Annotated in this window: 18 protein-coding genes and 1 tRNA gene; 13 read left to right on the top strand and 6 right to left on the bottom strand. The window is 58.6% G+C overall.

Going from position 1 to position 20,656, the window contains the following annotated elements; translation table 11 throughout:
- Positions 1-68: 68 nt before the first annotated feature.
- From RB602_RS02755 to RB602_RS02745, 3 genes are all read left to right on the top strand, one after another.
- Entirely contained in the window at positions 69-356 is a 288-nt protein-coding gene (locus RB602_RS02755; protein ID WP_317082742.1) for a YggT family protein, read from the top strand.
- A gap of 68 nt (positions 357-424) precedes the next feature.
- Positions 425-1,345, top strand: a complete 921-nt coding sequence (gene folD / locus RB602_RS02750) for a bifunctional methylenetetrahydrofolate dehydrogenase/methenyltetrahydrofolate cyclohydrolase FolD (protein ID WP_317082740.1) — start codon at positions 425-427, stop codon at positions 1,343-1,345.
- 8 nt (positions 1,346-1,353) lie between these two features.
- Positions 1,354-1,977, top strand: coding sequence for a MarC family protein (locus RB602_RS02745; RefSeq protein ID WP_317082738.1), 624 nt, complete (start codon positions 1,354-1,356; stop codon positions 1,975-1,977).
- Between the two features lie 186 nt (positions 1,978-2,163).
- On the opposite strand, the gene RB602_RS02740 is transcribed toward RB602_RS02745, so the two are convergent.
- Together RB602_RS02740 and RB602_RS02735 are read right to left on the bottom strand one after the other, a co-directional pair.
- Positions 2,164-2,793 (bottom strand): LON peptidase substrate-binding domain-containing protein, encoded by a 630-nt coding sequence (locus RB602_RS02740; protein WP_317082736.1) that lies wholly within the window; start codon positions 2,791-2,793, stop codon positions 2,164-2,166.
- The gene (locus RB602_RS02735) at positions 2,790-3,707 is read right to left on the bottom strand and encodes a tetratricopeptide repeat protein (protein WP_317082734.1); all 918 of its coding nucleotides are present in this window, start codon (positions 3,705-3,707) and stop codon (positions 2,790-2,792) included. The genes RB602_RS02740 and RB602_RS02735 overlap by 4 nt, the downstream gene beginning before the upstream one ends.
- A gap of 232 nt (positions 3,708-3,939) precedes the next feature.
- Between RB602_RS02735 and RB602_RS02730 the strand changes: the two genes are divergently transcribed.
- Positions 3,940-4,014 (top strand) — tRNA-Gly (locus tag RB602_RS02730).
- 38 nt (positions 4,015-4,052) lie between these two features.
- Here RB602_RS02730 and RB602_RS02725 read toward each other — a convergent pair.
- On the bottom strand, positions 4,053-5,183 hold the full coding sequence (locus RB602_RS02725) for an L-lactate dehydrogenase (protein WP_317082732.1): 1,131 nt from the start codon (positions 5,181-5,183) through the stop codon (positions 4,053-4,055).
- Between the two features lie 259 nt (positions 5,184-5,442).
- Between RB602_RS02725 and RB602_RS02720 the strand changes: the two genes are divergently transcribed.
- The 4 genes from RB602_RS02720 (at position 5,443) to RB602_RS02705 (ending at position 11,485) form a co-directional block, all read left to right on the top strand.
- Entirely contained in the window at positions 5,443-7,722 is a 2,280-nt protein-coding gene (locus RB602_RS02720) for a TonB-dependent receptor (protein WP_317082731.1), read from the top strand.
- Positions 7,723-7,850: 128 nt separating this feature from the next.
- Positions 7,851-9,239 (top strand): carotenoid oxygenase family protein, encoded by a 1,389-nt coding sequence (locus tag RB602_RS02715; RefSeq protein ID WP_317082730.1) that lies wholly within the window; start codon positions 7,851-7,853, stop codon positions 9,237-9,239.
- A gap of 105 nt (positions 9,240-9,344) precedes the next feature.
- Complete coding sequence (locus RB602_RS02710; RefSeq protein WP_317082729.1) at positions 9,345-10,646, top strand: alpha-L-fucosidase; 1,302 nt, start codon at positions 9,345-9,347, stop codon at positions 10,644-10,646.
- Positions 10,643-11,485 (top strand): fumarylacetoacetate hydrolase family protein, encoded by an 843-nt coding sequence (locus RB602_RS02705; RefSeq protein WP_317082727.1) that lies wholly within the window; start codon positions 10,643-10,645, stop codon positions 11,483-11,485. Before RB602_RS02710 ends, RB602_RS02705 begins: the two co-directional genes overlap by 4 nt.
- Before the next feature lie 13 nt (positions 11,486-11,498).
- On the opposite strand, the gene RB602_RS02700 is transcribed toward RB602_RS02705, so the two are convergent.
- Complete coding sequence (locus tag RB602_RS02700) at positions 11,499-12,836, bottom strand: enolase C-terminal domain-like protein (RefSeq protein WP_317082726.1); 1,338 nt, start codon at positions 12,834-12,836, stop codon at positions 11,499-11,501.
- A gap of 148 nt (positions 12,837-12,984) precedes the next feature.
- On the opposite strand from RB602_RS02700, the gene RB602_RS02695 reads away from it, so the two are divergent.
- The 5 genes from RB602_RS02695 to RB602_RS02675 all read left to right on the top strand — a co-directional run bounded on the left by RB602_RS02695 (position 12,985) and on the right by RB602_RS02675 (position 18,116).
- Positions 12,985-13,974 (top strand): aldo/keto reductase, encoded by a 990-nt coding sequence (locus RB602_RS02695; RefSeq protein ID WP_317082724.1) that lies wholly within the window; start codon positions 12,985-12,987, stop codon positions 13,972-13,974.
- Positions 13,975-13,990: 16 nt separating this feature from the next.
- Positions 13,991-14,824, top strand: coding sequence for an amidohydrolase family protein (locus RB602_RS02690; protein ID WP_317082722.1), 834 nt, complete (start codon positions 13,991-13,993; stop codon positions 14,822-14,824).
- Entirely contained in the window at positions 14,824-15,147 is a 324-nt protein-coding gene (locus RB602_RS02685; RefSeq protein ID WP_317082719.1) for an L-rhamnose mutarotase, read from the top strand. The genes RB602_RS02690 and RB602_RS02685 overlap by 1 nt, the downstream gene beginning before the upstream one ends.
- A 65-nt stretch (positions 15,148-15,212) precedes the next feature.
- The gene (locus tag RB602_RS02680; RefSeq protein ID WP_317082717.1) at positions 15,213-15,950 is read left to right on the top strand and encodes an SDR family oxidoreductase; all 738 of its coding nucleotides are present in this window, start codon (positions 15,213-15,215) and stop codon (positions 15,948-15,950) included.
- Positions 15,951-16,052: 102 nt separating this feature from the next.
- A complete protein-coding gene (locus tag RB602_RS02675; RefSeq protein WP_317082715.1) occupies positions 16,053-18,116 on the top strand; it encodes an NADPH-dependent 2,4-dienoyl-CoA reductase in 2,064 nt (687 codons plus the stop codon).
- Between the two features lie 147 nt (positions 18,117-18,263).
- On the opposite strand, the gene RB602_RS02670 is transcribed toward RB602_RS02675, so the two are convergent.
- Positions 18,264-19,670, bottom strand: a complete 1,407-nt coding sequence (locus tag RB602_RS02670) for an MFS transporter (protein WP_317082713.1) — start codon at positions 19,668-19,670, stop codon at positions 18,264-18,266.
- A 153-nt stretch (positions 19,671-19,823) separates the two neighbouring features.
- Positions 19,824-20,606, bottom strand: a complete 783-nt coding sequence (locus RB602_RS02665) for an IclR family transcriptional regulator (RefSeq protein ID WP_317082711.1) — start codon at positions 20,604-20,606, stop codon at positions 19,824-19,826.
- Positions 20,607-20,656: the final 50 nt, after the last annotated feature.

Genomic DNA, 20,656 nt, shown 5'->3' with positions numbered 1-20,656 from the left:
CAAGACACCTGAGGCTGGCGCATAACGGTAGTTCGGCGCGAAATCGCCTTAATGGAGTAAATACGCACATGCTGCTTCTGATCGAAATAGTGCAGATTTTGATGAACGTGCTGGTGATGATTATCATCGTCCAGTTTATCATCGGCCTGCTGATCATGTTCAATGTCGTGTCGATGAGCAATCAGGCGGTTTCGACCATCTATTCCTCGCTGAATATGCTGCTTGACCCGATCCTCAACCCGATCCGCAAGATCATGCCGGATACCGGCGCGATTGATTTTTCGCCGCTGGTGCTGATCATCGGGCTGAATATTTTGCAACGCGTCCTGATTTCCGTCGCCACACAGACAATGTGATGCTAAAGGCGCGGTGATTTCAGACCGTCCGCGATACTATCCGGGTCTGTCCTTCAGGGTGACAGGCAATGACAGCACAAACTCAGGCGAAAAAATCGCCGCAAATCATTGATGGCAAAGCCTTTGCCGCCGAGCTGCGCCAGCGCGTAGCCGATGCGGTTCCGGCGTTTCAACAGGCGGCCGGGCGCTCTCCGGGGCTGGCCGTGGTGCTGGTTGGCGAAGACCCGGCAAGCCAGGTCTATGTCCGCTCCAAGCACAAGGCGACCATTGCCGCGGGCATGGAAAGCTTCGAGCATCGCCTCGATACCAACGTATCGCAGGATGACCTGCTGACGCTGATTGATCAGCTTAACACTGATGATGCAGTGGACGGCATATTGGTGCAGCTGCCCCTACCCGACCATATGGACGATAAAGCCGTCATTGCCGCGATTGATCCGGCCAAGGATGTTGATGGCTTTCATGTCGTCAATGCCGGACGGCTCGCCGTTGGCGAAGAGGCGATGGTGCCTTGCACCCCGCTCGGCAGCCTTATGCTGCTCAAACATGCGCTGGGTGATTTGAGCGGCATGGACGCCGTGGTGGTGGGCCGCTCCAATATTGTCGGCAAGCCGATGGCGCAGTTGCTGTTGCGCGAGAATTGCACCGTCACCCTGGCGCATAGTCGCACCCGCAATCTTGCCGATGTTGTGCGCCGTGCTGATATTGTGGTCGCCGCTGTAGGCCGCGCGGAAATGGTGCGTGGTGACTGGCTGAAATCGGGCGCTGTGGTGATCGATGTCGGGATTAACCGCCTGCCGCCCGCCGAAGGTGCGGAAAAAGGCCGTCTGGTTGGTGACGTTGCCACCGATGAAGCGCTGCGTGCCGATGTCGCCGCGATCACCCCGGTGCCGGGCGGTGTCGGTCCGATGACCATTGCCTGTCTGATGCGCAATACGCTGGTCGCCGCCTGTCGCCGCGCTGGCCTAGCTGATCCTGAAGGCCTGTAAGGCGCGCCATGGTCGAACTGTTTATCTCTGCCTTTGTCACCTTTTTCGTGGTGATCGATCCGCCCGGCTGCGCCCCGATCTATGCCAGCATGACCGGCGGCGCTTCGGCCAAAGCGCGGCGCGATATGGCAGTGCGCGCTATCATCATCTCCGCTGCAATCCTCGCCATCTTCGCGATATTCGGCAATAATCTGCTCGGCGCGTTGGGGATCACCCTCGACAGCTTCCGCATCGCCGGCGGCATCATGCTGTTTATCATCGCGTTGGAAATGGTGTTTGAAAAACGCACCCAGCGCCGCGAGGACCGCGCCCAGGAAATCGTCGACGACCAAGAGGTCGAAGATGTCTCGGTGTTCCCGATGGCAATGCCAATGATCGCCGGACCCGGATCCATCGCCACCATCATGCTGTTGTTCAACGAATATTCCTCGCTCGAACAGCATCTGGTGATCGGCGGCGCGCTATTGTCGGTGCTGATCGTCACCCTGCTCGCCCTGCTTGCCGCCGGTCCGCTGCTCAAGCTGATGGGGCAAAGGCTGGAAACGGTGATTACCCGACTGCTCGGTGTGATCCTAGCCGCATTGGCAGCGCAATTTGTGATTGATGGACTGAAGGCCAGTTTCTTCAGTTAAGATTCAAACTTCCTCGTCGGCCCCGCGCAGGCGGGGCCAGGGCTTCTTTTATAATCACGCAAAGACGCAAAGGCGCAAAGAGGGCTCGTGTTCGCACAATCTCTTTGTGATCTCGTGGCTTAGTGTGAGCCAAAAGCCTTGGTCCCGCCTGCGCGGGGCCGACGCATATTCTCGATACTGCAAACCTTATTGCAGCGTCACGCTGTCCTCATCGCGATCACGCCGGCCGAAAAACTGCATCAGCTGGATCAGCAACTCGGTCCGCTGTGACAAGGTTTCTGCTTCAAGCAATGCCTGCTTCGCGGCGCTGTCAAACGGGGCGATCTGAGCGACACCGTTGACCATGGAAACATCATCGAGCCGCGCCACCGAATCCCAGTCGACGCTATAGCCCTGGGCATTGGCAAAGCGCTTTGCTTCCTGCTCCAGCGCGGCGCGTTCCGCAGCCGCCAGGGCTTCTTCGACCTCTTCGATCAACTCGCCCTCGACCTGACGGAAGGGCGTGGTGACATCCAGCTCGCGCACCAGTCGGAAGCGCGCAATGCCATCGAGCAGCACATTATAGCGGCCATCGTCCAGCGCCTCGACATCGGCGATGCGACCGAGACACCCCATATCGAACAAAGCCGGTGGCTGGCCCTCCTGCTCGGGCTCGCGCGGCTGGATCATGCCGATCTGCCGGTCGCGCGCCATGGCATCGCTGACCATCGCCTTATAGCGCGGCTCAAACATATGCAGCGGCAACTGTAGTCCGGGAAACAGGATAACGCCGGGCAGAGGAAAGATGGTGATACGCTGGGCCGTCATCTGAGTCATCCGAACAGCGCCGCGGACATTTTGCGCCGTGCGCCCGCAACCCAGGGGTCTTCCAAACCCACCGCCTCAAAAATCTGCAACAGCCGCTGCCGCGCCGCGCCGTCATTCCAGTCCTTATCGGCGCGGATAATGGTCAAAAGCTGCTCAACCGCGCCATCGCGATCCTGCGCGCCCCAAAGAGCATTGGCATAATCGAGGCGTACTTCGTGATTGTCGGGCTCACGCTCCAGCTGCTGCGCCAATGCGGCACTGTCACCATGATCGGCATTGGCATCCTCGGCCAACGCCAGCGCCGACAGCGCCCGCTTAACCGCCTCGCCTCCACGCTGATCTTCGGGGAGAGCCTCAAGAATAGCCTTGGCCTCCGTTACGCGATTATCCGCCAGCAACGCCCGCGCCAGACCGCCGACCGCCTCATCATTTTGCGGCTGCATCTCGACAATCTGGCCGAAAATCCCCGCCGCGCGGTTGGCATCGCCACCGGCGAGAACTTCCTCACCCATTGCGAGCAGTGGCGCTATATCCTGCCCTGCCTCGCCATCGCCGCCCGCCTGTATCGGCAGTTTGGAGAGCAGTTCATCAAGCGCGCCTTTAAGCTGGCTCTCGCTGCGCGCATTGGTCAGATTAGCGACCGGCTGACCCTGAAAAATCGCATAGACCGTCGGGATCGACTGCACCTGAAACTGGCCGGCGATAAACTTGTTTTCATCGACATTGATCTTGGCCAGCACCACGCCTTTATCGGCATAATCCGCGGCCACCTTTTCCAGCACCGGCGTCAGCGCTTTGCATGGACCGCACCATTCGGCCCAGAAATCGAGGATGACCAGCTTGGTCATCGACGGCTCGACAATATCGCGCTTGAATTCTTCGACGGCTTGCTGCTGATCGCCGGTCAGTCCGAGTGTGGCCACAGATTTTTCCTTCAATAATCCTGTCATTGCACCGCCGCCCGGAGGGGCCGGGGGAGCGCTTTTGTCTGTCCTATCATTTTGGGTGCCGCACGGGCAATGCCAAGACCGGATTTGTTATATTAAGGTGTGAGGGCGGCAAAAATTCCTCTTGCGGGACCGAAAAACGCATGCTAACCGCGCGCCCTCACCTGCTGATGGGCCAGAATCACTGGTACAAATAATCAGCCGCCGAGCGGGCGTAGCTCAGGGGTAGAGCACAACCTTGCCAAGGTTGGGGTCGAGAGTTCGAATCTCTTCGCCCGCTCCATTTTCAATGACTTAGCAATTTTGCGCAGCAAGTCTGGTCTATTTTCCCGACCCCGCAGCGAGCCGCGTTTCTCCGGTAAGCGCCATAGCGGCGCGTAATTCGGCATCGAGCATTGCGATCAATTGTGCCACGCCGCGCTCGCCTGCACTCCCCAATGCCCAAACCCATGGGCGCCCTGCAAGTACGGCATCGGCACCCAGAGACAGGTAGCGCAGCACATCGAGGCCCGAACGCACGCCGCCATCTGCCAAGACTACCAAGTCGCCGCCAACAGTATCAACAATGCCCGGCAGTGCCTTCACTGCAGACATGGCACCATCGAGCTGGCGGCCACCATGGTTGGACACCACGATGCCATCAGCGCCGGCCGCAAGGGCGGCCCGCGCATCGTCGGGATGGAGGATGCCCTTGACGATAAGCGGGCCAGACCATTGGCTGCGTACCCATTCCAGATCTTTCCATGTCGCCGCCGGGTCGAAATTGTCAGCAAGCCAGCCGAGAAAGTCACTCAATGGCGCGCTGGAGCCCAACACGCCCGCAACATTGCCGAGCGTCAACGGGCGACCGCGCAATCCGACATCCCAGCACCAGCCCGGCTTCGCCAGCGCCTGGCCAAGGCGCTGTAGCTGGCCGGAGAGGCCCGGAGCACCGGTCAGCCCGGAGCGCCGGTCGCGATAACGCGCGCCGGGAACCGGGAGATCGACGGTAAAAACAAGCGCCGGGCAACTGGCGGCCTTTGCACGATCGAGCATGGCCGTAACAAACCCCCGGTCGCGCAGCATATAGAGCTGAAACCACGGTGGCTGACCGGACTCAGCCGCGACCTCCTCAATAGTGCAGGCGGACACGGTCGAAAGACATAAGGGGACTCCGGCGACGTTGGCGGCTCGGGCCGCCTGGACCTCGCCACGGCGGGCATTGAGGCCGGCTAGCCCGACCGGTGCCAGCACCAATGGCAGCGAGAGTCGCTGGCCAAACAGAGTGATTGATGGATCAACTTCGGAGACATCGCGCAGAACCCATTGCCCTAATGTCACATCTGCAAGGTCTTCAACATTGCGGCCTAAGGTGACCTGCTGATAGCTGCCGCCATCGATATATTCGAACAGGAAGTGCGGCACGCGACGTCGCGCTGCCTCCCGAAAATCAGCGACTTCTGCAATTACCATGGCCGGACCAAGCCTTTTCGGAAGCACCTTGTCCAGCAGCTATGCACGGCTCTCAATTGCAATTCTCACCTCCATAGAAACACGCATTTGCGCAATTGAGCACTTGACACAAGTTACAAGTCCGTTGCAATCTTAAAACAGCAGTTCACTTGTGCTGCGCCTATGATCGGCCAAAAGAGTCGGCTGCAGTGCATCTGAACGCGCCCCCGGAACATATCTTGATGTCTCCGGGGTGGGGAGAAGATGGAGGCAGATAAAAATGACCAATCGGTACGCACCCGTTCTGGGTTTCGTTTCATTGCTGGCACTGTCGCAGCCAGCGTTCGGCCAAGAGGCCAATGATGATGCTATGGAAGAGGATTCGTCCCAGGCTGGGGACGACATGCTTGACACGGTTGTCGTGACCGCCAGGCGAACCACGGAAAACCTGCAAGATGTGCCAATCGCGGTAACAGTTGTCAGTGGCGAGGAACTGGCCAAGCGCCAAATCCTCGACGTCAAGGGACTCGAAATGGTCACGCCCAATCTGGTGATCAATCCCAATGCCGTTTCCGCTGGCGGCGCCAATATATTCATTCGCGGCGTCGGCACTGCGGATTTCGACCGTACTTTTAGCCCTGCGGTTTCGCTGGTGGTTGACGGCGTGATTTTTGGCTCATCGATAGCAGGCCAGCTGTTGAACGTAGTCGATGTCGAACGTGTCGAAGTGCTGCGCGGGCCGCAAGGCACGTTGTTCGGTGCCAACAGTATTGGCGGCGTCATCAACATAACGCGCCCCAAACCCAAAGACGAATTTGCTGGGGAAGCGCAGGTCACTGTGGGCAATTTCGGAGAGTTTAACCTGCGCGGATCGCTGACCGGTCCGATTGTGCCTGGCAAAATCGATGCGCGCATTGCGGTTAACAGTGTCACCAATGATGGCCAGTTCACCAACGACTTTAATGGCGAGAATCGTGGCTTCGTCGATCTTCTGGTAGTGTCACCTTCGCTGCGTTTCACGCCTTCCGATGATGTCGAGATATTGCTGCAATATGATTATCTGCGCAATGAAGGCGATTGGGGTGTGCTGTTCAATCGCTCGAACCCAACCGAGCTGATGTGCATCGGCGTTGTTGTCACCGACATGCCGCGCTGCGCTGACCCCAATCAGGATCTTAGCCGCACCAATCAGGACACGCCGACTTTCCTGCGCACCACGACTCATTCTGTCAACTTGACAGCCAACATTACTGCTGGCGATGTCGACATCACATCAATCAGTGGCTTCAACCTTTTCGAGGAAGACAAGCAAACGGATTTTGATGGTGTCCCGATCCCGACATTCGCGAGTATCCAGCCGGTGACCGAACGTCAGTTCATGCAAGAGTTTCGTGCCAATTGGACAGTGAATGACAGGTTGAGGATTCTCGGCGGACTGTTTGGCCAATTTGTTGACTATCAGGACGGGGCCAACTCGCTGTTCGTCTTCGAACTCTTGGGTTTCCCGCCTGACACGGTGGAGATCGTGGACCGCCAGCAAACCACTTACAGCTTCGGCGCGTATCTCACCGGCGACTATCGCGTAACCGATGAGTTGCGCATATCTCTGGGTGGGCGCTATACCTATGAGTATAAAGACTTTATCTATCGCAATGGCTTTAATCAGACGGGCGGCGGCTTCTTTCCCGAGACAGAAGGCTTTGACAATGTTGCTGCCGATACCCAGGGCTGGAGCCAGTTCACGCCGCGCATCGCGATTGATTACCAGCCGCGTGAGGATATGCTGATCTACGCTTCGTACAGCCAGGGCTTCCGATCGGGTGGCTTCAATGGTCGTGGCAACAGTACAGAGACGATCGGGCCTTATGATCCCGAGCTGGTCGATACCTATGAGCTGGGCCTCAAAAGCGAATGGTTTAATCGCAGGCTGCGCTTCAACCTCGCCGGTTTCCTGACCGACTATACTGATAAGCAGGAAGAAGTGATCCGCCGCAATCCCGAAACCGGCGCGACGATCACCACTGTCACCAACGCCGCTGCAGTGCGGTATTGGGGCATTGAGGCAGAGATCATGGCGGTGGTGGCCGAAGGTCTGACTGTCTCGGGCACCGGCGGCTATCTCAACGCACGGTACCGTGACTTCATCTTCAACGATTTTGACGTCACGGATTTTGTGGAACCGCGCAATGCGCCCGAATTTCAGGTTTCAGGCACGGTGCAGTACGAAACCCAAGTGACCGACAATGTCGCGCTTGATGCGCTGGTCACCTATCGCTGGACAGACAGCTATTTCTTCCATCTGGGACCGCGTTTTGATGGCGGCGGGCCGTCGCCATTGATTAATGATCCGCGTGGCTTCATCGACGACTTTGGCCTGCTTGATGGGCAGATCGGCCTCACCTTCGATGCTGGTGGCAGGGAAGTACGGGCCAGTGTCTATGGTCGCAACCTGACCGACGAGCGTTTCTTCCAGACATTTGCGCCGGTCGCGAATTTGTGGGCAAATGGTACGCCAAATCTGGGCCGCACCTATGGCGTCAGGCTCGGTGTAAGCTTCTGATGGACGATCAGTCGGGCCATATCTTCGACGACTTGGTCCCACCCCCTGGGGCAAGGCCGTATGGATTACGGCCTTGTCTCTGTTTTTCCAAGGACGATGATAGCTAGCACGATCAGAGAGGTGATGACATGAACAGCATTGAACAGATAGCCGATAAGCCATCCGATCAAACTAACCCTTATCTCGAAGGGCCTTATGCACCGATACGAGACGAACTGATCGTGGAGGGGTTGCCGGTAAACGGTGAACTCCCGGCCAGCCTCGACGGCACCTATATGCGGATCGGCCCCAATCCGATCACCCCGCCCGATGGCAGCACCCATCACTGGTTTGCCGGCGATGGGATGATTCATGCTGTGCGGATCAAGGATGGCAAGGCGTTATGGTATCGCAACCGCTACATCCGCTCCAATCAAGTCAGCGAGGTACTGGGCGAACCCCCGGCTCCCGGACCGCGCCATGAGCGGGGCGATACCGTCAATACCAATGTCATCAGCCATGCGGGTAAGATATTGGCGCTGATTGAAGCGGGTGGCTATCCGGTGGAGGTCGACTCTTTGCTGGGTACAAAGGCGTATACCGACCTTGATGGCAGCCTGAAATTGGGTGGATTTACCGCCCACCCCCATCCTGACCCTGACACCGGCGAACTGCATGCGATTTGCTATGATGCCGGCAATATGGAGTTTATCCGCCATGTGGTCATTGGGCAGGACGGGTTGGTCCGCAGGGAAATGAAGATTCCCATGTCAGGCGGACCGATGATCCATGATTGTGCGCTGACCGAGCGGTTTGTCCTCATCTTCGATATGCCGGTTACCTTTTCGGTTGAAACAGCAAAGGCCGGGATGAGCGTGCCCTATGTCTGGAATCCTGAGGAGCACCCCGCACGTGTGGGTCTGTTGCCGCGCGAAGGCACAGCAGACGAGATTATCTGGTGCTCGGTCGAGCCCGGCTATGTTTTCCATCCCTGCAACGCCTATGACCTGCCTGATGGTCGGGTTGTAGTCGATGTCGCGGTGCATGACCGGCTGTTCGCCGAGGGCACTGAGGAGCCGGGCGGATCCAAGGTTACCTTCGAGCGCTGGACATGCGATCTGGGGGCGAAGACCGTCGATCGTCAGGTCACGGACAGCGTGCCGCAGGAATTTCCGCGATATGATGAACGTCTGACCGGAAAGCCCTATCGCTATGCCTATACCGTTACTTTGGATGAGGGACGCGGCCCGCCATTTTCCGGTGTGATTGCCCATGATATGGAGACGGGCGAGCGCAAAGTTCACGATTTCGGCGCCGATTGCATTCCGGGCGAGTTCGTCTTCGTGCCGCGCAGCCCGGATTCAGCCGAGAATGACGGTTGGATGATTGGCTATGTGCTGGATGTCAGTCGCAACCACACCGATTTTGTGGTGCTCGATGCTAAAGACGTTTCTGCAGACCCGGTTGCAACGATACCGCTGCCGCAATTGGTGCCCTTGGGCTTTCACGGCAACTGGATCCCGGCAGAAGCGGTCTGAGTCAGCGCTATCAATACGCTATATTATTCATGAGCATATCAGCGAGCCGACTGTTTACTTAAGACAGGCGACATAACCGCTCGCCACGAGAAGAAAGAAAAAGCCATGCCTCGTACAGAACATTGGTTCGAGCCGGCCCGCTTTGGCCTGTTCGTGCATTGGGGGCCGTGGGCGCAGGCTGGCTGGGAAGCGAGTTGGCCGCTTGTAGGCGGGGTGGTGGGCCTGCCGCTCGGCCAGGATATCCCTGCCGACACCTATCATGCCAATGCCGAGACATGGCAGCCAAACCCGGCTGCGCCGGAAGAATGGATAGCAGCGGCGGCAGCCGCGGGAATGCGCTATGCTGTCCTCACCACCCGGCATCATGACGGCTTCGCGCTGTGGCCAAGCAGCTATGGCGACTATGGCGTAGCCAGAACTGCGCCGGGCGTGGATATTGTCGGTGAATTCGTCGCTGCTTGTCGACGTCACGGCCTGAAGATTGGCCTCTATTATTCGCTGCCGGACTGGCATCACCCCGCCTATCCGCCTTTTACCGACGCGATGCGGCCCTATGTCTTCGGCCAATATCCAGCGCCAACCGCGGAGGGTTTGGCGGAATATCAGGCCTATTTGCGCGGTCAGATCACGGAATTGCTGACCGATTATGGCACGATTGAAACCATCTGGTTCGATGGTGCTTGGGAGCGCAGCCCTGAAATGTGGGATGTTGACGGGCTTGAGCAGCTTATCCGCCAACTTCAGCCCGATATACTGATCAATAACCGCCTCCCTAACCATGGTGATTTTGACACACCCGAGCAGTTCGTGCCGCCCGAGCCGCCGCCAGGACCTTGGGAAACCTGTTTGACGATGAATAAGAGCTGGGGCTTCAATGCGATCGATGATCACTACAAATCACCAGCAACATTGATACACACTTTGTGCGAAGTCGCCGGCAAGGGAGGCAATCTGCTGCTGAATATCGGCCCCGATGGTGACGGGCATATCCCACAGCCACAAGCGGATCGCCTGGCGCATTTTCAACGCTGGATGGAGCGGAACGGGGAAGCGATCATCGGGTCCAGTGCAGGCCTTAAGCCATGGCAGTTTCACGGGCCGACAACATTGAAAGGGCAGATGCTTTATTGTCACCTGCTCATGCAGCCGGTGGCACCAGTTTCGGTTCGCGGCGTTCCGGTCCACCACCTGCAGCAAGTGCGCATCCTCGGCCATAGCGAGGCGCTACCCTATGAAATCCGCGTGCCGGTGATGGATGAACTGATGGATATCGATGGCATGGGCGAGGTGATGATCGACGTGCCGGAAGCATATCGCGATCCTGTTGCCACGGTTTTGGTACTCGAGTTTGATTGTGACCCGGCTCGCTTTGAGCCTGTAGCACCCGATATGGAGAATCTGGCATGAAGCTTTTTCGTCATGGTATGCCCGGCGCTGAAAAGCCTGGCATGGTTGCTCCTGATGGCAGTCATCGTGATATCTCCGGTGTCATTGATGATATTGGTGGCGCAACACTGTTGCCAGCAGGGCTTGAGCAACTGCGCAATGTTAACCTTCTCGATCTACCCGAAGTCACACCGGGATTCCGCTTCGGCGCGTGCGTCGGCCAAGTGCCGAAGTTCATCTGTGTCGGCCTCAACTATGCTGATCATGCCGCAGAAACCGGCACCGAAGTGCCATCCGAGCCGGTGCTCTTTATGAAAGGCGTAAACGCCATATGCGGTCCGAATGATAATCTGGAGATTCCCCGGGGTTCAACCAAGACAGACTGGGAGGTCGAACTGGGGGTCGTTATCGGCAAGCCAGCCAAATATGTGCGCGAGGAAGACGCGCTATCACATGTCGCTGGTTATTGTGTGGTCCATGACGTATCGGAGCGCGCGTTCCAGATGGAGCATCAGGGGCAGTGGGTAAAGGGCAAGAGCCATGACAGCTTTGGCCCGATCGGCCCCTATCTCGTAACCCCGGACGATGTGCCGGACCCGCAAGCGCTCGACATATGGCTGGAGGTTGATGGCCATCGCTACCAGAACGGCAATACCCGCACGATGGTCTATGGCGTCGCGTTTCTGATTGCCTATATTAGCCAGTTCATGACGCTGCAAACAGGCGATATCATTTCGACCGGGACGCCGCCCGGTGTTGGCCTCGGCCAAAGCCCGCCAATCTATCTGCGCCCCGGGCAGGAGGTCTGGCTGGGCATTTCGGGTCTGGGAGAACAGCGGCAACGCACCGTTCAGGCCTGACCGGGGCGCTTGCTCAGGATTGCCAGGTGCTGCCGTTTGGGAAGGCATATTCGGCGCGCGAGGCGGGCTTCATCTCGACACTATAGCCCGGCAGCTCGGGCGCGAGGTAACGACCGGCGCGAATGCGGATGGGGTCAATGAAATGCTCGTGCAGATGACCGGCATGCTCGATCATGCGGCCTTCAGCACTGCTGGCGACGGCTGCCGCATCGAAAAAGCTGATATGCTGCACATATTCGCACAGGCCAACGCCTCCGGCATGTGGGCATACCGGCTTGTCAAACGCCGCAGCAAGCAGCAACACCGACAGAACCTCGTTGACACCGCCGAGGCGGCACGCATCCACCTGTACCACGTCAATAGCATCCGCTTGCAGGAACTGCTTGAACATCACGCGATTGTGGCAGTGCTCCCCCGTGGCGACCCGAATGGGGGCTACTGCTTGCCGGATGCGGCCATGTCCCAATATGTCATCGGGGCTAATCGGCTCCTCGATCCAATAGGGATTATAGTCAGCCAGCGCTTTGACCCAGTCGATGGCCTGGTCGACATCCCAGACCTGATTGGCGTCGATCATCAAAAGGCGGTCAGGACCAAGTACCTCGCGCAGCACAGCACAGCGGCGGATATCGTCGGCAAGATTGCCGCCCACCTTCATCTTGATCGCGGACCAGCCATCGGCAATGGCCTTACCGGCCAGATCACGGATCTTGTCGTCATCATAGCCGAGCCAGCCGGCAGATGTCGTATAGGCGGCATGGCCTTCCGCTTCCAGCCGGGCGATGCGTGCTGGCTTGTCTGCAAGATTCCGGTTCAACAGGTCGAGTGCAAGCTCTGGCGGCAAAGCATCGGCGATATGACGGAAATCAATCGCTGAAACGACCTGCTCCGGTGGCATATCGGCCAGATAGCGCCATAACGGTTTGCCCGCGCGCCGCGCCAGCATGTCCCAGACTGCGTTGACAATAGCAGCGGTGGCGAGGTGGATGATGCCCTTTTCCGGGCCGAGCCAGCGATACTGACTATCCCCCACCAGGCTGCGCCAAAAACCGGCGAGATCATTCTCGATACCATCCAGGCTGCGTCCGATAACCTGCGGCAGCAACGCCTCAATCGCGGCTACGACCAGATCGGTGCCACGCCCCAGCGTGAAGGCAAGGCCATGGCCTTCCAGCCCATCAGCAGACAGCGTGACATAGGCGGCCGAATAGTCGGGGTCCGGATTCATCGCGTCTGATCCGTCAAGGAAACGCGAAGTCGGAAACCGGATGTCAGCCGTTGTGGCACTGACGATCACCGGCTCCGGGGTAAGTCCGGTTCGCAACCGTGCTCCGCCTTCATTAAGATTCATTATAATTGTCCCTGCAATCATATAGATGATTTGCTATTTCACCCATAAATCGGTGTTTCGGCAAGTCCCTCTATGAAAAAAACTTCTAAAGCCAGCACAGATGGTGTTTTTTGTTGCCTCCTGCTGACAGCCATGCTTCTAATCAACTGTGAACCAATATTTCACAGATGAAAAGCCATTTCTGGTTTTACCCACCCTCGGCATGGGATGTGCGACGCTGGGCAACCTCTATGCACCGATCAGCGATGCTGACGCCCAGACGACGCTGCAAGCCGCCGCTACCGGAGGCGTCAGCCTGTTCGACACGGCTCCCTTTTATGGCCATGGCTTGTCCGAGAACCGGCTGGGTGCGTTTCTCAATGGACTGTCAGAACGGCCAATGCTGTCGACCAAGGTTGGCCGCAGCCTTGCCCATGGCGAAGCGCCAGGGGATACCGGTTTTGTCGATGCTGGCCTGGCCCGACCCTATTTCGATTATTCTGCAGCAGCGGTGGAGCAGCAGGTTGCCGAAAGCCTCTCTCGGCTGGGTGTTGACAGTGTCAACATGCTTCTCGTCCATGACCTTGGTGCGCTAACCCATGGTGACGACCATGCGCGCCAGTTCGCAATTGCCATGGAAGGGGCCTTCCCGGCGCTGGCGAAAATGAAAGAACGTGGTGTCACACGCGCCGTAGGACTGGGCGTCAACGAAGTTGCGATCTGTCTCGAGGTACTCGAGGAGATTGATCTTGATATCATCCTTTTGGCGGGGCGCTACACGCTGCTGGAGCAAGCCCCTCTGGATGACCTGCTGCCGCTGTGCCAATCGCGCGCTGTGCAGGTGGTTGTGGGGGGACCGTTCAATTCCGGGGTGCTCGCGGGCAACCCCCATTATGACTATGGCGCAGTGCCACCAGCCGTGGCTGCCCGTGTGCAGGCACTTACGGTCATTTGCGAACGCCACAATGTGCCGCTGCCTGCGGCGGCGCTGCAATTCCCGCTTGCCCATCCTGCGGTCGCCAGTGTTATCCCGGGTGCCCGCTCGGCGGCGGAGATGACTGCCAATATAGACCATATCGCTCACCCGATCCCGGCGGCTTTATGGGCCGATATGAGGGAGGAAGGGCTGATCCGCGCCGATGCCCCGGTGCCGGATTGAGCTGAAGGAGCGAACTATGCGCATCGACGCCCATCAGCATTTCTGGCGCCGTGACCGCGGCGATTATGACTGGCTGACGCCGGAAATGAGGCCGCTGTGGCGAGACTTTCTGCCGGATGATCTTGCGCCGATCCTCACCAACCATGCAATTGTCGGCACTGTGCTGGTGCAGGCCGCACCGACCGATGCGGAAACAGAGTTTATGCTGTCACTGGCTCGCGACCATCCGTTAATCCGTGGCGTGGTCGGCTGGACCAACCTGGAGGCGGTCGACGCGCCGATCCGAATCGCTGCGCTCGCATCAGATCCGCTTCTGGTGGGTCTGCGCCCGATGCTGCAGGATCTGGCTGATGACGATGCCATATTAGCGCCGCAGGTACAGCCCGCGCTCGCGGCAATGGCGCACCACAGACTGGCGCTTGATGCGCTGATTCGCCCGCGCCACCTTTCTCGCCTCGTCATTCTGCGAGAACGTCATCCAAGCCTGCGCATCGTCATCGACCATGCGGCGAAACCCGATATTGCATCGGGCGACCTGAAGAACTGGTCGCGCGACCTGAGGGCAGTGGCGGCCGACGGGGTTACGCACTGCAAGCTATCCGGCCTTGTCACCGAGGCCGCGACCGATTGGTGTCTTGATGATCTGCGCCCGGTTGTCGACATCGTGCTCGAGGCCTTTGGGCCAGAGCGCGTGATGTGGGGCAGCGATTGGCCGGTGCTGAATCTCGCCAGCGATTACGATAGCTGGGTCGAGGCAAGCCACACCCTGCTCGCCGATCTCGACCAGGAGCAACAGGCAGATGTGCTGGGCGACTCCGCCCGGCGGTTTTACAAGCTGGAGGAGCAGTGATGCAGCGACGCGCAATGGTGATCCGGGTCAAGCCGGAAAAGCTGGAGGAGTATAAGGCGCTCCATGCCAACCCCTTTCCGGGCGTCATCGCCGCGCTCAAGGCGGCCAATGTCTCCAACTACTCGATCTTCCTGAAGGACGACGTGCTGTTCGGCTATCTTGAATATACGGGCGATGACTGGGACGCCGATATGGCAAAGGTTGCCGCCGACCCGGAGACCCAGCGGTGGTGGACCTTCACCGATCCCTGTCAGACCCCCTGGCCAACGGCAGAGCCAGAAGAGTGGTGGTCCGAGATGGAATGCGTTTTTCATATGGACTGAGGCAAAGCGACTGATGGCCATGGGCCGGGGCGCCAGAAAATAATCAGATATCGAAAGGACAGGAAATGGGTCGATTGGCTGAAAAGCGTGCGTTCGTCACGGCGGCAGGCGCAGGTATCGGACGAGCAACCGCGCTGGCATTTGCGCGCGAAGGTGCCTTGGTGACCGCCACCGACATCGATGAAGATGCGCTTGCCAGCCTCAAGCAAGAGGCACCGGCGATAGCGACAGCCCGGCTGGATGTACGTGACGGCGCAGCGGTGGCAGCGGCGCTCGCCGGGGCGGCGCCAGATATACTCTTTAACTGCGCCGGCTTTGTGCATCACGGCACGATCCTCGAAATGGGTGATAGCGATTGGGAGTTTAGCTGGGACCTCAATGTCACCAGCATGGTGCGCACCATTCGTGCTGCCCTGCCGGGGATGCTGGAACGCGGGAGTGGCACCATCATCAACATGGCCTCGGTTGCCTCATCGATCCGCGGTGTACCGAACCGTTTTGCCTATGGCGCCACCAAAGCCGCTGTCATTGGCCTGACCAAGGCAATCGCTGCCGATTATGTGGCCGCCGGTATTCGCGCCCATGCGATCTGCCCTGGCACTGTCGAATCCCCGTCGCTCGAAGGCCGTATCAACGCCCAGCCTGATCCGGTGGCTGCGCGTGCCGCATTTATTGCTCGCCAGCCAATGGGGCGGCTCGGCAAGCCGGAAGAGGTGGCAGTGCTTGCAGTCTATCTCGCCTCGGAAGAGGCCAGCTACACCACTGGCCAGCCGCATATCATCGATGGCGGTTGGAGCAATTAGCCTGGCTATACGTTGTCCGGTTGGACTCAGGCCTGCCAGCGCCACCGGGCAAGCAGTTGGCGTTAGAAACCATACTAGGCCCATGGGTAGAGGAGTTTAACAATGGCTGCCACCGCGACTAAGCATGAAGCTTCGGATGCACATCCACGCTATCCGCGCACCTTCTCGCCGCTTGACCTGGGGTTCACCCGCTTGAAGAATCGCATCCTTATGGGATCGATGCACACCGGCCTTGAGGATATTGAGGGCGGATTTGAGCGAATGGCCGCGTTTTTCTCGGCCCGCGCCCGTGGCGGGGTGGGCATGATCATCACCGGCGGCATCGCCCCCAACCATGAAGGCGGCGGCGGTGCCAAGCTCTCTACCCCGGAAGAGGCAGCCCGTCATAGCATCGTGACCAAGGCAGTGCACGCTACAGACCCGGAGGTGAAGATCATCATGCAAATCCTGCATGCCGGAGCGCTGGCGAATACGCCGGACTGCGTGGCACCATCGGCCATACGGTCGCGCATCGGTCGCTTCATCCCCAATGAACTGGACAGTGAGGGTATTGAGAAGCAGCTGGCCGATTTCACCAACTGTGCGATGCAGGCAAAGGCGGCGGGCTATGATGGCGTAGAGATCATCGGCTCGGCCGGCTATCTGCTCTCCACCTTTCTTGTCGAAAAGACCAATCAACGCGATGATGAATGGGGCGGCAATTTCGAGAACCGGATGCGCTTCCCTGTTGAAACGGTCCGACGGACACGCGCAGCCGTGGGCGATGATTTCATCCTCATCTTTCGCATACCGGCAATGGACATGCTGGAAGAAGGCATGTCGGGAGACGAGGTGATCCAACTTGCCAAGGCGATTGAAGCCGCCGGAGCGAACATCATCAGCACCCATTTCACCTGGCACGAAGCGCAGGTGCCGACCATCGCCACAATGGTCCCGCGCGCTGCCTTTGCCGAGGTGACAGGGCGCATTCGCAAACATGTTTCAGTGCCGATGATCACCTCGAACCGCATCAACATGCCCGAAGTCGCTGAAGAGGTGCTTGCCGCCGGTCATTCCGATCTCGTCTCGATGGCGCGGCCGATGCTGGCCGATGCCGATCTGGTGAACAAAGCGTTTGAAGGTCGCGAAGACGAGATCAATACCTGCATCGCCTGTAATCAGGCCTGTCTCGATCACACCTTTAGCGGCAAACTCACTTCGTGCCTTGTCAATCCCAGAGCCTGTCACGAGACCTTGCTGGAGGCGAAACCGGCAAAGGTAGCGCGCAACCTTGCCGTAGTGGGTGCTGGACCAGCCGGGCTCGCATTCGCGGTAGAAGCGGCGGAGCGTGGCCATCAGGTCACCATCTATGATGCGGCCAGCGAAATTGGCGGTCAGTTCAACCTCGCCAAAAGGGTTCCGGGCAAGGAGGAGTTTCACGAGACGCTGCGCTATTTCGCCCGGATGATCGACAAGCTTGATATCAGCTTGAAGCTGAATACCCGTGCCGATGCCGAAATGCTGGCGGCTGGCGGCTATGACGAAGTCATCATTGCAACCGGCATACGCCCGCGCGTCCCTGATCTCGCCGGGATCGATCACCCCAAAGCCATTGGCTATATCGATGCCATAGTTGGTCGCAAGCCAATCGGTCGACGCGTCGCGATCATGGGGGCGGGTGGCATCGGTTTCGATGTCGCCACGCTTATCACCCATGCCGGGCCATCGGCAGCGATGGATATTCCCACATTCTGCCGCGAATGGGGCGTCGATTTCGCCAACCACCCGCGCGGCGGCGTCTCCGGTGTCAAGAAGCACATCAACCAAGCCGACCGCGAGGTTTTCCTATTGCAGCGCCGCGACAGCAAGCCTGGCAGATCGCTTGGCCGCACGACCGGCTGGACGCACCGCTTGTCGCTAGCGCGGCGTGGTGTGCAGGTGCTGGGCGGTGTCACTTATCTCAAGATCGACGATGCAGGCCTGCACACGCTGATCGGCGATGAACCAAGGCTATTCGACGTAGATACCGTGATTATCTGCGCCGGGCAGGAGCCAGAGCGGACGCTCTATGATGCGCTGCTGGCGCGTGGTATCTCCGCGCAACTTATCGGTGGTGCGCATGAGGCGGTCGAACTGGATGCCAAACGCGCCATTGCCGAAGCGACGGAACTGGCTCTGGCTCTTTAGGTTATATGCGGTCTAGATCGTTTTTCACTTAGCTTGAAACACGTCATTGCGAGCGTAGCGAAGCAATCCAGGGCAACACACACCTGCTCTGGATTGCCGCGTCGCTTCGCTCCTCGCAATGACGATTCAATGTGGATGAAATCGACTCTAGCTCGCCTCTTGGCTTGTGAGCTGGGTGCGCAAGTCTTCCTGCATTTCGCGGGTGATAGGGAAGTTCCACGTCAACGCGATGATCAGCAGTTTCAAAAGGACAGGAATGCCAACAAAGATGGCACCGAGCCAGGCGATCGCCTGCGGATCGTTATTGCCATTGGGGTCGAAGCCGATCAGGGCGAGTAGCGGAAAGATTATCCCGATCGGCAAGGCGTAACCGATTTTGTTGGTCATCGACATCAAGGCAAAGAAGAAACCGGTGCGCTGCTCGCCGCTCTGCGTCTGATCAAGATCGACGACGTCTGCGAGCATGGCCCGGTCGAGAAAGGGGGCAGCGCCAAAGGCAATGCCATTCACCAGGTAGAAGACAGAAGCCGCGAGAAAGTCTCCCCTCGGCATGATGAGTGAATAGAGGAACGCCAGGATCGTCAGTATGGCCGAGGCGGACACTGCGCGGTGCTTGCCAATGCGATAGGACAGCTTCAGCCACAATGGGATACCAAAGAACGCTCCGGCATAGGTGAAGATCAGCAGCGCGCCCGGATCGACCGCAACGCCGCCAATCGTCAGCGCGCCCTCCAGCTGGAACAGTTCCCCGGTGACAAAGACAAACAGACCGCTGGCCGTGCCACCTGCAAGACCCGCCAGCATGTCCACACCCAGCAGGCGCAACAATGCCGGGTTGCGCGAAGCCAGCGACAATCCTTCGATAAAGCCCAAAGGCTTCTCGGTCGATGCGCGGGGCGGCGCTGCCTTCTCGCGTGCCATGAAAACAGCGACGAGAACGGTGATCGGCAGCAGCACCGCAGCATAGATGCCCATAGCCCGCACCTTGGTTTCAAGGTCGGTTTCGCCCATTATAGCGCCTACTGCGATCGGCGCGGTTAACACCAGCAGCAGACCGGAAAAATAGACCGCAAGGATACGGCTCTGGATGCTCGAGCGCTCGTCATAACGGTCGGACAGTTCGGCGGCCCAGGCAATGTGGCACAGGTGAATCAGCGTCCACCAGATATAGATGAATATGAGCCAGAACATCAGGTAGAGATTGCCGGCTCCCTCTGGCGGGAAGCAGATGGCGATGGTACCGGCCACCATCAGCGGGGTAGAGACCAGCATCCAGATCTTGCGTCGGCCCCAGCGGGTCGGGAAACGGTCTACAGCCCAGCCAAGGAAGCCATCGGTAAACACGTCCCAGAAGCGTGTGATCATGAAGATGAAGCCGGTGGCTGCCAAACCCAGTCCGAGCGGACCGGCATAATAGGCTGGCAGATAGATCACGATAGGCAAGCCGAGCGTGGCCAGGGCAAGCTGGGGCGAGGCGAAGAGGAAGAAGCGAAAACCCTTGGGCGCTTCAGCCGCGGACTCCCAAGCCTGCTGTTCTCGCTGTGCTGCTGTCATCCTGCTGCAACTCCCATCCTGTCAGACGAATATCGGCCAGGGACCGACCGCAAACTGCGCGTCTGTTTTTTTCTCAGGATGATTACCGTTGCAGGAATAAAATGCAACTTCTTATATGCACTACGTGACATGAATCACATAGCGCGCATCAATTCAGATCGTCACGGCTCTGGGCATGCCGACCGCAAGTTCTTCCGAGATGGCTGCCGCCTCGCGCACCACAATGGCGGCGGCGTCTTCAAGCCCGGCATGTTTGCCGTCCCGCAGGATGAAGGGCACGGTCAATGTGCCAACCACCCAGCCGGTTTCGCCGATAATGGGCGCCCCTAGATCGGTGACACCCTGAACACTGCTGCTTGGCCCCTTCTCATATCCCTGCTTGATGACGTGCTCGATTTGAGCCTCAAAGGCGGCCCGGTCGAAATCGGAATAGCGCTCCTGCATCTCTGCAATTAACCGCTGCCGATCGGCCGGGCTTGCAAAAGCGGCCAGCACCCGGCCCGATGTCGAATGGTCGACCCGGCGGCGATAACCCAGTCGCACGGCAAAGCCGAGTTCGCCGGGCGCCTCAACCCGGGCGATTACGACAATCTGGGTGTCTGAGAGTACGGTGAGATGGCAAGATTGATCAAGGACGTGCGCCACTGTAGAGATATGCGGCATGGCGGTGGCAACAAGGTCACGGGTCGGTGCCGTCTTCATCGCCATTTCGAACAGACGGTTTCCGATCAGAAAACCATCCGTAGCCTCATCGCGCAGGATATAGCGCCGCTGTTCCAAGGCGACCAGCATGCGGAAAATCTCGCCCTTGGAGCGGTTGAGGAGCTCTGCGACCTTTCCCATCGTTAAGGGCTCGCTGCTCTCTGCAAGCAGCTCGAGAATATCGAGACCCTTGTCCAGAGCTGGGGCGGAGTATTTTTTTGTCCGTTCGTTCATGCCTGACACCTCGTTGCGAGGTCATCTATGGCATTGCTGCTGCGAAAAAC

The organism is Parasphingorhabdus sp. SCSIO 66989 (genome assembly GCF_032852305.1).
In the GTDB taxonomy this organism is placed as follows: Bacteria; Pseudomonadota; Alphaproteobacteria; order Sphingomonadales; family Sphingomonadaceae; genus Alterisphingorhabdus; species Alterisphingorhabdus coralli.
The sequence above is the reverse complement of the archived record's forward strand: the minus strand, read 5'-3'. Positions and strand labels throughout refer to the sequence as shown.

Excerpts from the sequence above, each read along its gene's own strand:
- RB602_RS02755 (WP_317082742.1), top strand. The coding sequence starts at position 69 with ATGCTGCTTCTGATCGAAATAGTGCAGATTTTGATGAACGTGCTGGTG.
- folD (WP_317082740.1), top strand. The coding sequence starts at position 425 with ATGACAGCACAAACTCAGGCGAAAAAATCGCCGCAAATCATTGATGGC.
- RB602_RS02745 (WP_317082738.1), top strand. The coding sequence starts at position 1,354 with ATGGTCGAACTGTTTATCTCTGCCTTTGTCACCTTTTTCGTGGTGATC.
- RB602_RS02740 (WP_317082736.1), bottom strand. The coding sequence starts at position 2,793 with ATGACTCAGATGACGGCCCAGCGTATCACCATCTTTCCTCTGCCCGGC.
- RB602_RS02725 (WP_317082732.1), bottom strand. The coding sequence starts at position 5,183 with ATGGTAATTGCAGAAGTCGCTGATTTTCGGGAGGCAGCGCGACGTCGC.
- RB602_RS02720 (WP_317082731.1), top strand. The coding sequence starts at position 5,443 with ATGACCAATCGGTACGCACCCGTTCTGGGTTTCGTTTCATTGCTGGCA.
- RB602_RS02715 (WP_317082730.1), top strand. The coding sequence starts at position 7,851 with ATGAACAGCATTGAACAGATAGCCGATAAGCCATCCGATCAAACTAAC.
- RB602_RS02710 (WP_317082729.1), top strand. The coding sequence starts at position 9,345 with ATGCCTCGTACAGAACATTGGTTCGAGCCGGCCCGCTTTGGCCTGTTC.
- RB602_RS02705 (WP_317082727.1), top strand. The coding sequence starts at position 10,643 with ATGAAGCTTTTTCGTCATGGTATGCCCGGCGCTGAAAAGCCTGGCATG.
- RB602_RS02700 (WP_317082726.1), bottom strand. The coding sequence starts at position 12,836 with ATGAATCTTAATGAAGGCGGAGCACGGTTGCGAACCGGACTTACCCCG.
- RB602_RS02690 (WP_317082722.1), top strand. The coding sequence starts at position 13,991 with ATGCGCATCGACGCCCATCAGCATTTCTGGCGCCGTGACCGCGGCGAT.
- RB602_RS02685 (WP_317082719.1), top strand. The coding sequence starts at position 14,824 with ATGCAGCGACGCGCAATGGTGATCCGGGTCAAGCCGGAAAAGCTGGAG.
- RB602_RS02680 (WP_317082717.1), top strand. The coding sequence starts at position 15,213 with ATGGGTCGATTGGCTGAAAAGCGTGCGTTCGTCACGGCGGCAGGCGCA.
- RB602_RS02675 (WP_317082715.1), top strand. The coding sequence starts at position 16,053 with ATGGCTGCCACCGCGACTAAGCATGAAGCTTCGGATGCACATCCACGC.
- RB602_RS02670 (WP_317082713.1), bottom strand. The coding sequence starts at position 19,670 with ATGACAGCAGCACAGCGAGAACAGCAGGCTTGGGAGTCCGCGGCTGAA.
- RB602_RS02665 (WP_317082711.1), bottom strand. The coding sequence starts at position 20,606 with ATGAACGAACGGACAAAAAAATACTCCGCCCCAGCTCTGGACAAGGGT.